The organism is Pelomonas aquatica (assembly GCF_026712205.1).
Taxonomy (GTDB): domain Bacteria; phylum Pseudomonadota; class Gammaproteobacteria; order Burkholderiales; family Burkholderiaceae_C; genus Pelomonas; species Pelomonas aquatica.
In genome coordinates, this window is record NZ_JAPPUW010000009.1 from 15,075 (window position 1) to 27,552 (window position 12,478).

General features: G+C 69.3%; 11 protein-coding genes. 4 read left to right on the forward strand and 7 right to left on the reverse strand.

Translation table 11 applies throughout. From position 1 onward, the window contains the following. Positions 1–16 precede the first annotated feature (16 nt). The 4 genes from NYP07_RS11075 to NYP07_RS11090 form a co-directional block, all read right to left on the reverse strand. Complete coding sequence (locus NYP07_RS11075) at positions 17–3,253, reverse strand: efflux RND transporter permease subunit (protein ID WP_268150337.1); 3,237 nt, start codon at positions 3,251–3,253, stop codon at positions 17–19. A 16-nt stretch (positions 3,254–3,269) separates the two neighbouring features. Next, positions 3,270–4,436: an efflux RND transporter periplasmic adaptor subunit gene (locus tag NYP07_RS11080; protein WP_268150339.1), complete on the reverse strand. Its 1,167-nt coding sequence runs from the start codon at positions 4,434–4,436 to the stop codon at positions 3,270–3,272. Positions 4,437–4,586: 150 nt separating this feature from the next. Continuing rightward, entirely contained in the window at positions 4,587–5,690 is a 1,104-nt protein-coding gene (aroC, locus tag NYP07_RS11085) for a chorismate synthase (protein ID WP_268150341.1), read from the reverse strand. Between the two features lie 70 nt (positions 5,691–5,760). After that, positions 5,761–6,228, reverse strand: a complete 468-nt coding sequence (locus tag NYP07_RS11090; protein WP_268150343.1) for a CBS domain-containing protein — start codon at positions 6,226–6,228, stop codon at positions 5,761–5,763. Positions 6,229–6,301: 73 nt separating this feature from the next. Here NYP07_RS11090 and NYP07_RS11095 point away from each other — a divergent pair, with 73 nt between their 5' ends. The 3 genes from NYP07_RS11095 (at position 6,302) to NYP07_RS11105 (ending at position 8,777) form a co-directional block, all read left to right on the forward strand. Further along, positions 6,302–7,594, forward strand: a complete 1,293-nt coding sequence (locus tag NYP07_RS11095; protein WP_268150345.1) for an O-acetylhomoserine aminocarboxypropyltransferase — start codon at positions 6,302–6,304, stop codon at positions 7,592–7,594. Then, entirely contained in the window at positions 7,591–8,388 is a 798-nt protein-coding gene (locus NYP07_RS11100) for an alpha/beta fold hydrolase (RefSeq protein ID WP_268150347.1), read from the forward strand. The genes NYP07_RS11095 and NYP07_RS11100 overlap by 4 nt, the downstream gene beginning before the upstream one ends. A gap of 80 nt (positions 8,389–8,468) precedes the next feature. Continuing rightward, positions 8,469–8,777 carry an Mpo1-like protein gene (locus NYP07_RS11105; RefSeq protein WP_268150349.1) on the forward strand — a complete coding sequence of 103 codons (309 nt, stop codon included), beginning with the start codon at positions 8,469–8,471 and terminating at the stop codon, positions 8,775–8,777. Positions 8,778–8,829: 52 nt separating this feature from the next. Here the strand turns inward: NYP07_RS11105 and NYP07_RS11110 are convergent, their stop codons facing one another. The 3 genes from NYP07_RS11110 to kbl are packed head-to-tail and all read right to left on the reverse strand — an operon-like array spanning position 8,830 to position 11,808. After that, positions 8,830–9,636, reverse strand: coding sequence for a MipA/OmpV family protein (locus NYP07_RS11110; protein ID WP_268150351.1), 807 nt, complete (start codon positions 9,634–9,636; stop codon positions 8,830–8,832). Positions 9,637–9,661: 25 nt separating this feature from the next. Further along, a complete protein-coding gene (locus tag NYP07_RS11115) occupies positions 9,662–10,615 on the reverse strand; it encodes an NAD-dependent epimerase/dehydratase family protein (protein WP_268150353.1) in 954 nt (317 codons plus the stop codon). Next, a complete protein-coding gene (gene kbl / locus NYP07_RS11120; protein ID WP_268150355.1) occupies positions 10,612–11,808 on the reverse strand; it encodes a glycine C-acetyltransferase in 1,197 nt (398 codons plus the stop codon). Before kbl ends, NYP07_RS11115 begins: the two co-directional genes overlap by 4 nt. Positions 11,809–11,901: 93 nt before the next feature. On the opposite strand from kbl, the gene NYP07_RS11125 reads away from it, so the two are divergent. Next, positions 11,902–12,468, forward strand: a complete 567-nt coding sequence (locus NYP07_RS11125; RefSeq protein ID WP_268150357.1) for a helix-turn-helix domain-containing protein — start codon at positions 11,902–11,904, stop codon at positions 12,466–12,468. The last annotated feature ends 10 nt before the right edge of the window (positions 12,469–12,478 follow it).

A 12,478-nucleotide genomic window follows, 5' to 3' on the forward strand; every position in this document is an offset into this window, starting at 1 on the left:
CGCTCGAGGGGAACCCTTACTCCTTGTCCGCCGGCATCGCACCGGGCATGCCGTGCAGCGGCAGCGTCGTCGCCGCGCCCTGCTCGGCGGGCTTGGCGGCGGGCTTCCGGTCGCGCACGAGATAGCTGTAGAGCACCGGCACCACGACCAGCGTCAGCATCGTGGACGTGATGACGCCGCCGATGATGGCCCGGCCCATCGGCGCCTGGATCTCGCCGCCGTCGTTCAGCGCGATGGCCATCGGCAGCATGCCGAAGACCATGGCCGCCGTCGTCATGATGATGGGGCGCATGCGGATCAGCCCGGCCTCGCGCAGCGCCTCGGCCACCGTCGCGCCGGCCTTGCGAGCGTGGTTGGCGAAGTCGACGAGCAGGATCGCGTTCTTCGTCACGAGGCCCATCAGCATGACGAGGCCGATCATCGAGAACACGTTCAGCGTGGACCGCCACAGCAGCAGGGCCAGCATCACGCCGATGAGGGCCAGCGGCAGCGAGGCCATGATGGCGATGGGCTGCAGGAAGCTGCCGAACTGGCTGGCCAGCACGATGTAGATGAAGATGACCGCCAGGCCCATCGCGGCCAGCAGGCCGTTGAAGGCCTCGGCCTGCTGCTTGCCGGCGCCGTCCACCTTGAAGCTGACGCCCGGCGGCAGCTGGATGGTCTTGACGAGCTTCTGCACGTCGGCATTCACGTCGCCGCCCGGGCGGCCCTGCACGCCGGCGAACACGGCCTCGCGGCGCTGCAGGTTCTCGCGGCGGATGACCTCGGGGTTGAAGACCGGCTCGATGGTGGCGACCTGGTCCAGCGTGATCGGCGCGCCGTCCTTCGAGAACGCGACGGGCAGCTTGGCCATCTGCTCGATGCGCTCGCGCTGTTCGCGCGGCAGGCGCAGCAGCACCTCGACCTGGTTGCCGTCCGGCGTCGTCCAGTAGGTGGCGATGTCGCCGTTGACATAGGCGCGCAGGCTGGACGCCACCTGCGGCGCGGTCAGGCCGAGTTCGCGGATGGCCGAGTCCTTCAGGCGCACGGCGAAGGCCGGCAGGCCGGGCTTGACGGTCGTGTCGACGTCCACGGCGCCGGGCACCTTCTTGATCTTCTCGACCAGGTCCTTGGCGGTCTGGGTCAGCACCTCCGGGTCGGTGCCGAGGATGGTGATCCAGATCGGCCGGTCAAAGCCCACGCTGACCTCCACGCCAGGAATCTTCGCGATGTCGGCGCGGATCGCGTCCTCGATCTCCTTCTGCGTGCGCTTGCGCTCGCTGCGGTCGACGAGGGAGATGTTCAGCGCCGCCTGGTTGCGGCCCGTGGCCAGGCCCTCGCCGGTGCTGCCGATGACGGCCGAGACGGTCTTGATCTCGGGATAGTTCTTCAGGATCTCCTCGATCTGAGAGACCTTGGCGCTGCCGCGCTCGACGCTGGAGGCCACCGGCATGCGCAAATTGACCTGCGTGAAGCCGTTGTCCGTCTGCGGCACGAACTCGCTGCCGACCAGGGGCGCCAGCATCAGCGCCGCGACGAAGCTCGCGAACGCGCCCCACATGACCAGGCCGCGCGGCGTCAGCGTCGCGAAGCGCAGCACGCGCCTGGCGGCCTTGTCGCGCCTGCCGTCGGCGTCGAAGGGGTGGCCGTAGGCGGGGATGGGCGGCACGAAGACGCGGTAGCGGCGGCCGGAGAAGGCCCAGTCGATCAGGCGCGCATAGCGGTCGTGCAGATGCTCCATGCACCAGTCGGTCGCGCGGATCGCGTGGCCGACGACGGGCAGGCGCTTCACGCGCTCGTTGACCGGGTCGTGCCAGACCGAGGACAGCATCGGGTCGAGCGTGAAGCTGACGAAGAGGCTGACCAGCACCGCGACGGCGACGGTGATGCCGAAGGGGTAGAAGAACTTGCCGATGATGCCGCCCATGAAGGCGACGGGCACGAAGACCGCGCAGATCGCGAAGGTCGTGGCCATCACGGCCAGGCCGATCTCGTTGGTGCCGTCCGCGGCCGCCTGGTAATGGCTCTTGCCCATGCCGACGTGGCGCACGATGTTCTCGCGCACGACGATGGCGTCGTCGATCAGCAGGCCGATGCACAGGCTCAGCGCCATCATCGTCATGAAGTTCAGCGTGAAGCCGAAGGCATGCACGGCGATGAAGCTGGAGATGACGGCGATGGGCAGCGTCAGCCCGGTGATGATGGTCGAGCGCCAGCTGTGCAGGAACAGGAAGACGATGGCGACGGTCAGCAGCGCGCCTTCGATCAGCGTATGCCTGAGGCCGGTGAGGGAGCCCTTCACGAAGTCGCTGTTGGCATAGATCAGGCGCAGCTCGACGTCTTTGGGCAGCACCTTGCGCAGTTCCTCCATCGCGTCCTTCACGGCCTCGCCGGTCTGCACGATGTTGGCGTCCTGCTGCTTGAAGACGTTGAAGCTGACGGCCGGCTGGCCGTTGATGCGCGCGATGCTGTCGCGCTCGCGCTCACGCTCGACCAGGGTGCCCAGGTCGCTCAGCGTCAGCGCCAGGTTGCCGCGGCGCGCGACGACCATCTGGCCGAAGGCCTTGGGATCCTTCGCGCGGCCTTCGACGCGCAGGATGGCGTCGGCGTTGGCGTCGGTCAGCAGGCCCACCGGCTGGTCGGAGTTGGCGTCGGCCAGCGCCTTGGAGATCTCGGCCGGCGTCACGCCGTAGGCGCGCAGCCGCATCGGGTCGAGGTCGATGCGCACCTCGCGGGTCGTCATGCCGCCCACGTCGACCTTGGCCACGCCCTCCACGCGGCCCAGCCGCTTGGAGACGATGAGGTCGGCCATCATCGACAGCTCGCGCGAGCCGCGCGTGGAACTCAGCAGCGCCAGCACGACGATGGGCTGGGCGTTGTCGCCCTGGAAGCGCGACATCGACGGCGGCTTCACGTCCTTGGGGAAGGCCGCCTGGGCCGCGGCGACGCGGTCGCGCAGGTCCTGCATCGCGCGGTTCATGTCGGTGTCCAGCGTGAACTCGACGCTGGCCTGCACGCGGCCCTCGAAGCTGCGCGACTGGATGCGGTCGACGCCGGCGATGCTGTTCAGCGCCTCTTCCAGCGGCTTGGCGACCTCACGCTCCACGGCCTCGGGCGAGGCGCCGGGGTAGCGGATGTCGATCCAGGCGCCGGGCAGCGAGATGTCGGGCATCTGCTCGACGCCGAGCTTGGCATAGGAGAACAGGCCCAGCACGCACAGGGCCACCATCACCATGGTCGCGAAGACCGGGTTCTGGATGGAAACGCGGGTCATCCACATGGCCTGGCCCTCACTGCTGGATGGTGGCGGCGGAGGCGGCCGAGCTGGCCACCTTGGCCTTGGCGGCCACGACGCTGGCCTTGTCGCCTTCGCGCAGGTTGTCGAAGCGCGCGGCCAGCACCTGGGCCTCGGGCTTGAGCCCGTTCAGGATCTCGACGCGGCCTTCCAGCGCATCGCTGCGGCCCGTGGTCACGATGCGGCGCACCAGGGCGCCGTTCTCGATCATCCAGACCTGCTCCTGGCCCGAGTTGCGGCTGATCGCGGCCATGGGGACGGTCAGGCGCTGGGTGTCGTCCTGCAGCACGACCTTGGCGACCGCGTACTGGCCGGCCCGGTAGAGCTCCTTGGGGTTGTCCAGCACCAGGGTCACGCCGATGGAGCGCGTGCCCGGCTCGGCGGCCGGCGCGATGCGGGCGATCTTGGCCTGCACCGGCTGGTCCACACCCTCGACCTGCACCTGCACGCTCATGCCCGGCGACAGGCGGCTGACCTCGTGCGTGCCGACCAGGCCGGCCAGCTCCAGCCTGGACAGGTCGACGATGGTCAGGATCTGCTGCTCGGCCGCCAGCTTCTCGCCCGGCAGCGCGTGGCGCTTGGCGACGATGCCGTTGATCGGCGCGACGAGGGCGGCCTGGCGCATCGTCACCTGGCTGGTGTCGAGCTGGGCCTTGGCGGCGTTCCAGTTCGCGCGGGCCGACTCGTAGGCGGCGCGCGAGTTGTCCAGCGCCGTCTGCGCGATGAAGTTCTTCGCCGCCAGGCCCTCGTTGGCCTTGTAGCTGCGCTCGGCCTGCTCCATCTGCGCACGCATGGCCTCGACGCTGGCGCCGCGCTCAGCGATGCGATAGCGCAGCTCTTCCAGGTCGACCTGGCCGAGAGCCTGGCCCGCCCGCACGCGGCTGCCTTCGCCAACGGCGAGGTTGAGCAGCGTGCCGTTGGACTTGGCGCGCACGACGACCGTGCCCGGCGCCACCAGCGGGCCGCTGAACTCGATCTGGGCCGGCATGGCGGCCAGCGCCGGCTTGACGACTTCGCTGGGCACGAACTCCAGCACGGTCTGGGCTTTGTCCTCGCCCGGCTTCTTCGGGCCGTCGCCCTTGCTGGCCATCACGGCCACGCCGGCCCCGCCCACCAGCAGCACCACGGCCGCGATACCGCCCAACTTCCAAGACTTGCGCATGGTTCCCCCAGGACACTTTCCGATTCCGACCTTTGCAGTCTAGGAACCAGCGCGCCGGTGCGCAGCGGGCTTGTGACGAAACGCGGTTTGCGGGGGCTGAGCTGCACCCGCCGCAGACCAGGCCGGGCGCTCGGCCCGGCCCCGGGGTGGTCAGGGGTGACGGGCGCCGGCGATGGGGGCGATCGGCAGCACGACGTCCCCGCACTGTGCCCGGTGCCGCAGCGCGTGGTCCATCAGCACCAGGGCCAGCATGGCCTCGGCGATGGGCGTGGCGCGGATGCCCACGCAGGGGTCGTGGCGGCCGAAGGTCTCCACCGTGGCCGGGTTGCCGGCGCGGTCGATGCTGGCCTTGGGCGCGCGGATGGAGCTGGTGGGCTTGATCGCGATGCTGGCGACGATGTCCTGGCCGGTGGAGATGCCGCCCAGCATGCCGCCCGAGTTGTTGCTGGCGAAGCCCAGCGGCGTCAGCTCGTCGCCGTGCTCGGTGCCCCTCTGCGCGACGACGCCGAAGCCGGCGCCGATCTCGACGCCCTTGACCGCATTGATGCCCATCAGCGCGTAGGCGATGTCGGCATCCAGCTTGTCGAACAGCGGCTCGCCCAGGCCGACCGGCACGCCGGTCGCTTCCACGCGGATGCGCGCGCCGACCGAGTCGCCGGCGCGGCGCAGTTCGTCCATATAGACCTCCAGCGCGGCGATCTGGCTGAGGTTGGCGGCGAAGAAGGGGTTGTCGCCGACGTGCTGCCAGCCCTCGAACGGGATCTCGATCTCGCCGAGCTGGGTCATGCAGCCGCGGAACTCCGTGCCGTAGGCCTGCTTCAGCCATTTGCGGGCGACCGCGCCGGCGCCGACCATGGGCGCGGTCAGCCGCGCCGACGAGCGGCCGCCGCCGCGCGGGTCGCGCACGCCGTATTTGCGCCAGTAGGTGTAGTCGGCATGGCCGGGGCGGAAGGTGTCGAGGATGTTGCCGTAGTCCTTGCTGCGCTGGTCGGTGTTCTCGATCAGCAGGCAGATGGGCGTGCCGGTCGTGACGCCGTCGTAGACGCCGGACAGGATCCGAACCGCGTCGGGCTCGTTGCGCTGGGTGACGTGGCGGCTGGTGCCGGGGCGGCGGCGGTCCAGCTCGGGCTGGATGTCGGCCTCGCTGAGTTGCAGGCCCGGCGGGCAGCCGTCGATGACGCAGCCGATGGCCGGCCCGTGGCTTTCGCCGAAGTTGGTGACGCGGAAGAGTTCGCCGAAGGTGCTGCCTGACATATCGGCAAATTCTAGGCGGCCCTCCAAAGCAAAGGCGGCCTGTCAAGGCCGCCTTGCCGGGATGCGAACTTCAGAGTTTCGGCTCGGGCTCGGCCGCGTTCTCTTCCACCGGCCAGTCGCGGATATAGGCCTTGAGCATGCGGTTCTCGAAGTCCTGGCTGTCCACCACGGCCTTGGCCACGTCGTAGAAGGAGATCACGCCCATCAGCGTGCGGCCGTTCATGACGGGCATGTAGCGCGCGTGGCGGCCCAGCATCATGCGGCGCACCTCGTCGATCTCGGTCTCGGGCGTGCAGGTCAGCGGATGGTCGTCCATGACCGTGCGGACGATGGTGGCGCCGACCTCGCCGCCGTTCTTGACGACGGCCTGGATGACCTCGCGGAAGGTCAGCATGCCGACCAGTTCGCCATGCTCCATGACGACCAGGGAGCCGATGTCGCGCTCGGCCATGATGGCCAGCGACTCCTTCAGCGGCTCGTCCGGCGAAACGGTGAACAGGGTGCCGCCTTTGACACGCAGGATATCGACGACTTTCATAGGGGCCTCCGAGGGAAATACGCGTGGGCAACATAGCACACAATCCCCGCGCATCCACACCATAGAAAACACCATGCCAGGCTTCGACACCCTCGCCCTGCATGCCGGCGCCGAGCCCGATCCGGGCACCGGCGCGCGGGCCACGCCGCTGCACCTGTCCACGTCCTTCGTCTTCGAATCCAGCGAGCACGCGGCCTCGCTGTTCAACATGGAACGCTCCGGCCACGTCTACAGCCGGCTCTCCAACCCGACCACGGCCGTGTTCGAGGAACGCATGGCGGCCCTGGACGGCGGCATCGGCGCGATCGCGACGGCCAGCGGCCAGGCCGCCCTGCACCTGGCGATCGGCACGCTGATGGGCGCGGGCGGCCATGTCGTGGCCAGCACCGCGCTGTATGGCGGCAGCCACAACCTGTTGCACTACACGCTGCGCCGTTTCGGCATCGAGACGAGTTTCGTGAACCCGCGCGACCTGGATGCCTGGCGCGCGGCCATCCGGCCCGAGACGCGGCTGCTGTTCGGCGAGAGCCTGGGCAACCCGGGGCTGGACGTGCTGGACATCCCGGCCGTGAGCTCGATCGCCCACGAGGCCGGCCTGCCGCTGCTGGTGGACGCGACCTTCACGACGCCCTGGCTGCAGCGCCCGGCCGAGCTGGGCGCCGACCTCGTCTACCACTCGGCCACCAAGTTCCTGTGCGGCCACGGCACCGTCGTCGGCGGCGTGCTGGTGGACGCCGGCTCGTTCGATTGGCAGGCCGCCCACGACCGCCACGGCAGGTTCGCGACCTTGTGCGAGCCGTACGACGGCTTCCACGGCATGGTGTTCAGCGAGGAGAGCACCGTCGGCGCCTTCCTGCTGCGCGCCCGCCGCGAGGGCCTGCGCGACTTCGGCGCCTGCATGAGCCCGCACACGGCCTGGCTGATGCTGCAGGGGCTCGAAACGCTGCCGCTGCGCATGCAAAGGCATGTGGCCAACGCACAGGCCGTGGCCGAGTTCCTGGCCGCCCAGCCGCTGGTCGACAAGGTCGGCTACCCCGGCCTCGCGAGCCACCCCGACCACGCCCTCGCGCAGCAGCTGCTGCCGCGCGGCGCCGGCGCCGTGTTCTCCTTCGACCTGAAGGGCACGCGGGAGCAGGGCCGCACCTTCATCGAGGCGCTGAAGCTGTTCTCCCACCTCGCCAACGTCGGCGACGCCAAGTCCCTCGTCATCCACCCGGCCAGCACGACGCATTTCCGCATGGACGACGCCGCGCTGCGCCAGGCCGGCATCGGCCCCGGCACGATCCGCCTGTCCATCGGCCTGGAAGACCCGGCCGACCTCATCGACGACCTCAAGCGGGCACTCAAGGCAGCGGGCAAGGCATGAAGTTCCTCATCGACTCCCACGAGGCCTATGCCTACACCGGCGGCAAGGCCTTCGACCCCACCCTGCCCTGCGTCGTCTTCATCCACGGCGCGCTGAACGACCACAGCGTCTGGACTTTGCTCGCCCGCTGGTGCGCCCACCACGGTTATGCGGCGCTGGCGCCCGACCTGCCCGGCCACGGCCGCAGCGCTGGCCTGCCGCTGACCAGCGTCGAGGCCATCGCCGCCTGGCTGCACCGGCTGCTGGACGCGGCCGGCGTGGCCAAGGCCGCGCTGGTGGGTCACAGCATGGGCTCGCTGATCGCGCTGCAGGCCGCCGAGCGGGCCAGCACGCTGGTCATGGTCGGCACGGCCTACCCGATGAAGGTGTCCGAAGCCCTGCTGACGACGGCGCGCGACCAGCCCGAGGCCGCGATGGCCATGGTCAACGCGTTCTCGCATTCGCTGGCCAGCGCCAAGCCCGGCTACCCGGGCCCCGGCGCCTGGCTGCGCGGCGGCTCGCTGGCGCTGATGCGCCGGCTGCAGTCGCGTCAGACCGCGGTCAACCTGTTCGAGAACGATTTCCAGGTCTGCGACCGCTATGCCGGCGGCGAGGCGGCGGCGGCGCGCGTCGACTGCCCGGTGCACTTCATCCTCGGCGCGCTGGACCAGATGACGTCGCCGAAGCAGAACGCCGTGCTCGGCGGCCTGCTCAAGCCGCGCATCCACACCGTGCCGGCGGGCCATGCGCTGATGGCCGAGGCGCCGGATGCCGTGCTGGCGGCGCTGCGCGCGGCGCTTCAGCCCAGCTCGTAGGCGGCAGTGCTTATGGGGTTCATGTTGCCGAGGGCAAGTCCGGTTGCCGCCCTGGCCGGGCTTGCGCTCAAATGACCGCCATGAGCACCTCGCGCTACACCCGCTTCGCCGACTTCTATCCCTTCTACCTGGCCGAGCACAGCAACACCACCTGCCGGCGCCTGCACTTCGTCGGCTCGACGCTGGTGCTGGCCTGCCTGTTCAAGCTCGCGACGACGGGCTCCCTCGCCTGGCTGCTGTACGGCCTGCTGTGCGGTTATGGCTTTGCGTGGGTGGGGCATTTCTTTTTCGAGAAGAACCGGCCGGCGACCTTCAAATACCCGCTCTACAGCCTGATGGGCGACTGGGTCATGTACGCCGACATCTGGCGCGGCCGCATCAAGCTTTAGGAGGCTGTCGGGCTTGGGGCCGGGTGCACTCGGCCCCAAGCCCGACAGCCTCCTAATTCCGCCAGGCCAGGCCGATGGCGGCATGGCTGCCGTCGCGCTTCTCGACCAGCGGGCTGCGCGCCGCCGGGCCGAGCAGGCGGCTGGCACCGGCCGAGCCGAACACGAACCACTGCCTGGCGAAGGGGCGCGTGAAGCCGACGCCGACATGCAGGTCGCGCAGGCCCGCGCCGGGCGCATAGGCCGGCTTGCCGCTCGCCGCGACGGCCGATTCGGGCACGCCGAAATAGCTGCGCATGTTCTGCGCGTCGGCGGCGGAGATGCCGATGCCGCCGGTCCATTCCAGCGTCGCGCTGCGGTAGAAGCGCCAGCCCAGGTCGACGCCCGCGTTCAGGCCGCCCCCGTGGCCCAACAGATCCCGGGACAGCGCGGCGCCGAGGTTGAGGTCGGGCGCCAGGCTGTAGTTGGCGTAGAGGCGGGCGCGCAGCGTGCGCTTCACGTCGGGCAGGCCGCGCGTCGTGCTCGCGTCGTTGCTGCTGCGTCCGCCGTCCACGCGCAGCGCGAGGCCGAGGCGCAGCTTGTCGCTGTCGATGAGCTGGGTGCTGGCGCCCGCCCCCGCGCCTTCACGGCCGAAGCCGAGCAGCGCGCTGCCGCTCGCGGTGCTGAAGCGCCAGCGGCCGATCTTCAGCGCCCAAAGTGCGCTGAGCCGGGTCTGGCGCGCGCTGGCGCCGTCGTATTCGGGGTGGCTTGCGACCGAAGCACCGAGCAGATAGCGCACCGGCTGGCTCTCCTGATCCTGCTGCTGGGCCTGGGCGGGCGCGGCCATCGCGCACGCGGTCAGCATGAGGGAAGCGGCTTTCATGCCGCGAGCCTAGCAGCGCCCTGGGTCACCCAAGCTTCAGTTCGCGTGTCAGATTCAACAGCATGTCGTCGACCATCGCGTCGAGGTCGTAGCGCAGCCGCCAGCCCCAGTCGGCCTGGGCGGCGCCGTCGTCGATGCGCTGCGGCCAGCTGGCGGCGATGGCCTGGCGGAAGTCGGGCACGCAGTCCATCGTGAACCCGGGCAGACGGCGGCGGATGGAGGCGGCGATGCCTTCGGGCGTGAAGCTGACGCCGGCGAGGTTGTAGCTGCCACGCTGCTTGATCCCGTCGGCCGGCGCGTTCATCAGCTCGATGGTCGCGCGCAGCGCATCGGGCATATACATCATCGGCAGGGCCTGGCCGGCTTCGAGGAAGCAGGTGTAGCGGCCGTGTTGGAGCGCCGAGTGGAAGATCTCGACGGCGTAGTCCGTCGTGCCGCCGCCGGGCGGCGTCTTCCAGCTGATGAGGCCGGGGTAGCGCAGGCTGCGCACGTCGACGCCGTGCTTGGCGTGATACCAGTGGCACCAGCGTTCGCCGGCGAGCTTGGAGATGCCGTAGACGGTGGTCGGGTCCATCACGGTGGTCTGCGGCGTGTCGACGGCCGGCGTGCCGGGGCCGAAGGCGGCGATGGAGCTGGGCCAGAAGATCTTGTCCAGCTTCTCGTGCCGGGCCAGCTCCAGCACGTTGAGCAGGCCCTTCATGTTCAGGTCCCAGGCCCACATCGGATGCTTCTCGCCATTGGCCGACAGCGCGGCGGCGAGGTGGTAGATCTGCGTGATCTTGTGGCGCTTGACGATGGTGGTCAGCGCGCCGGCGTCGGTCACGTCCAGCATCTCGTGCTTGAGCGTGGGCACGCGGCCCTGCGGGCTCAGGTCGCTGGTGATGACGGCATCGTTGCCGTGCAGCTTGGCGAGTTCGCTGGCCAGTTCGGTGCCGATCTGGCCGTTGGCGCCAATGATGAGGATGCGAGGGGTGCTCATTTCAGGATGCCCAGTTCCTTGCCGGCTTGCGTGAAGGCGGCGACGGCCTTCTCCAGGTGCTCGCGCTCGTGCACAGCCGAAACCTGCACGCGGATTCGGGCCTGGCCCTTGGGCACGACGGGGAAGAAGAAGCCGACGGCGTAGATGCCCAGCTCCAGGATGCGCTTGGACAGCTCCTGCGCCTTCACCGCGTCGTAGACCATGATGGGCACGATGGGGTGGGTGCCGGGCTTGATCTCGAAGCCGGCGGCCTGGATGGCTTCACGGAACCAGGCGGTGTTGGCTTCCAGCTTGTCGCGCAGTGCCGTGGAGCCTTCCAGCAGGTCCAGCACGGCCAGCGACGCGCCGGCGATGGCCGGGGCCAGCGTGTTGCTGAACAGATAGGGGCGCGAGCGCTGGCGCAGCAGCTCGACGACTTCCTTGCGTGCGGCCGTGAAGCCGCCGCTCGCGCCACCCAGAGCCTTGCCGAAGGTGCCGGTGATGATGTCGATCTTGCCGAACACGCCGCGGTGCTCGGCCGTGCCGCGGCCGGTCTTGCCCATGAAGCCGCTGGCATGGCATTCGTCGATGCCGAGCAGCGCGTCGTAGCGGTCGCAGAGCGCGCGGATCTTGTCGAGCTGGGCAATGGTGCCGTCCATGCTGAACACACCATCGGTGAAGACCAGCGTGAAGCGGCCCCCCTTCTCCGTGGCTTCCTTCAGGCAGCGCTCCAGGTCTTCGAGGTTGTTGTGTTCGTAGCGCCAGCGCTGGGCCTTGCACAGGCGGATGCCGTCGATGATGGAAGCGTGGTTCAACGCGTCACTGATGATGGCGTCCTGCTCGCCCAGCAGCGGCTCGAACAGGCCGCCGTTGGCGTCGAAGGCGGCGGCGTAGAGGATGGCGTCCTCACAGCCGACGAAGCGGGCGATGCGCTGTTCGAGCTGCTTGTGCAGATCCTGCGTGCCGCAGATGAAGCGCACCGACGACAGGCCGAAGCCATGCGTGCGCAGCGCCTCCTGGGCCGCTTCGATCACCTGGGGGTGGGACGACAGCCCCAGGTAGTTGTTGGCGCAGAGGTTGATGACCTCGCGGCCATCGGTCGTCTTCACGACGGCGCCCTGGGGTGTCGTGATGATGCGCTCGGCCTTGAAGAGGCCGGCGGCGCGGATGCCGTCGAGTTCGGACTGCAGGTGTTGGTAGAAGGCTTGGCTCATGGCGCCGCTCCTGGTGCACAATTCAGTAAATTGAACTTGTTCGATATATCGAACTTTCGTGCAGTATCTGAAAAACGTCTATCCGCGTCAAGCATGACCATGGAAACCGAACCGCCCCGCGTGGGCGCTGCACTGCAGGCGCTGCGCGCAAGCCGCGGCCTGTCGCTGGATGACCTGTCCAAGCGGGCCGGCGTCAGCAAGTCGATGTTGTCGCAGATCGAGCGCAACCAGGCCAACCCCACGGTTGCCGTGGTCTGGCGGCTGGCGAATGCGCTGGGCGTGGACATGGGCGAACTGCTCGGCGGCGAGCGCAGCGCGGCGCCGGCCATCGAGACGGTGCCGGCCCACGCGACGCCGGGTCTGACCAGCCCGGACGGGCTGTGCAAGCTGCGCATCCTCGGCCCCATCGAGCTGGCCGGCCAGTTCGAGTGGTACGAGCTCAGCGTGCAGCCCGGCGGCGTGCTGGACAGTCAGGCCCACGAGCCCGGCTCGCGCGAGCACCTCAGCGTGCTGAGCGGCAGCGTCGAGGTCACGGCCCAGGGCGTGACGAGCCGGATCAAGGCCGGCGAGACGGCGCGTTATGCGGTCGACGGGCCGCATGCCATCCGCAATGCAGGCAAGTCGGCAGCGACGGCGCTGCTGGTCGTCCTTCATCCTTAGACTGCAGCCT

Bases quoted from the DNA above. Each gene is read 5' to 3' on its own strand.
- NYP07_RS11115 (WP_268150353.1), bottom strand. From the start codon at position 10,615: ATGAGCACCCCTCGCATCCTCATCATTGGCGCCAACGGCCAGATCGGC.
- NYP07_RS11090 (WP_268150343.1), bottom strand. From the start codon at position 6,228: ATGAAAGTCGTCGATATCCTGCGTGTCAAAGGCGGCACCCTGTTCACC.
- NYP07_RS11105 (WP_268150349.1), top strand. From the start codon at position 8,469: ATGAGCACCTCGCGCTACACCCGCTTCGCCGACTTCTATCCCTTCTAC.
- aroC (WP_268150341.1), bottom strand. From the start codon at position 5,690: ATGTCAGGCAGCACCTTCGGCGAACTCTTCCGCGTCACCAACTTCGGC.
- NYP07_RS11080 (WP_268150339.1), bottom strand. From the start codon at position 4,436: ATGCGCAAGTCTTGGAAGTTGGGCGGTATCGCGGCCGTGGTGCTGCTG.
- NYP07_RS11100 (WP_268150347.1), top strand. From the start codon at position 7,591: ATGAAGTTCCTCATCGACTCCCACGAGGCCTATGCCTACACCGGCGGC.
- kbl (WP_268150355.1), bottom strand. From the start codon at position 11,808: ATGAGCCAAGCCTTCTACCAACACCTGCAGTCCGAACTCGACGGCATC.
- NYP07_RS11125 (WP_268150357.1), top strand. From the start codon at position 11,902: ATGACCATGGAAACCGAACCGCCCCGCGTGGGCGCTGCACTGCAGGCG.
- NYP07_RS11095 (WP_268150345.1), top strand. From the start codon at position 6,302: ATGCCAGGCTTCGACACCCTCGCCCTGCATGCCGGCGCCGAGCCCGAT.
- NYP07_RS11110 (WP_268150351.1), bottom strand. From the start codon at position 9,636: ATGAAAGCCGCTTCCCTCATGCTGACCGCGTGCGCGATGGCCGCGCCC.
- NYP07_RS11075 (WP_268150337.1), bottom strand. From the start codon at position 3,253: ATGACCCGCGTTTCCATCCAGAACCCGGTCTTCGCGACCATGGTGATG.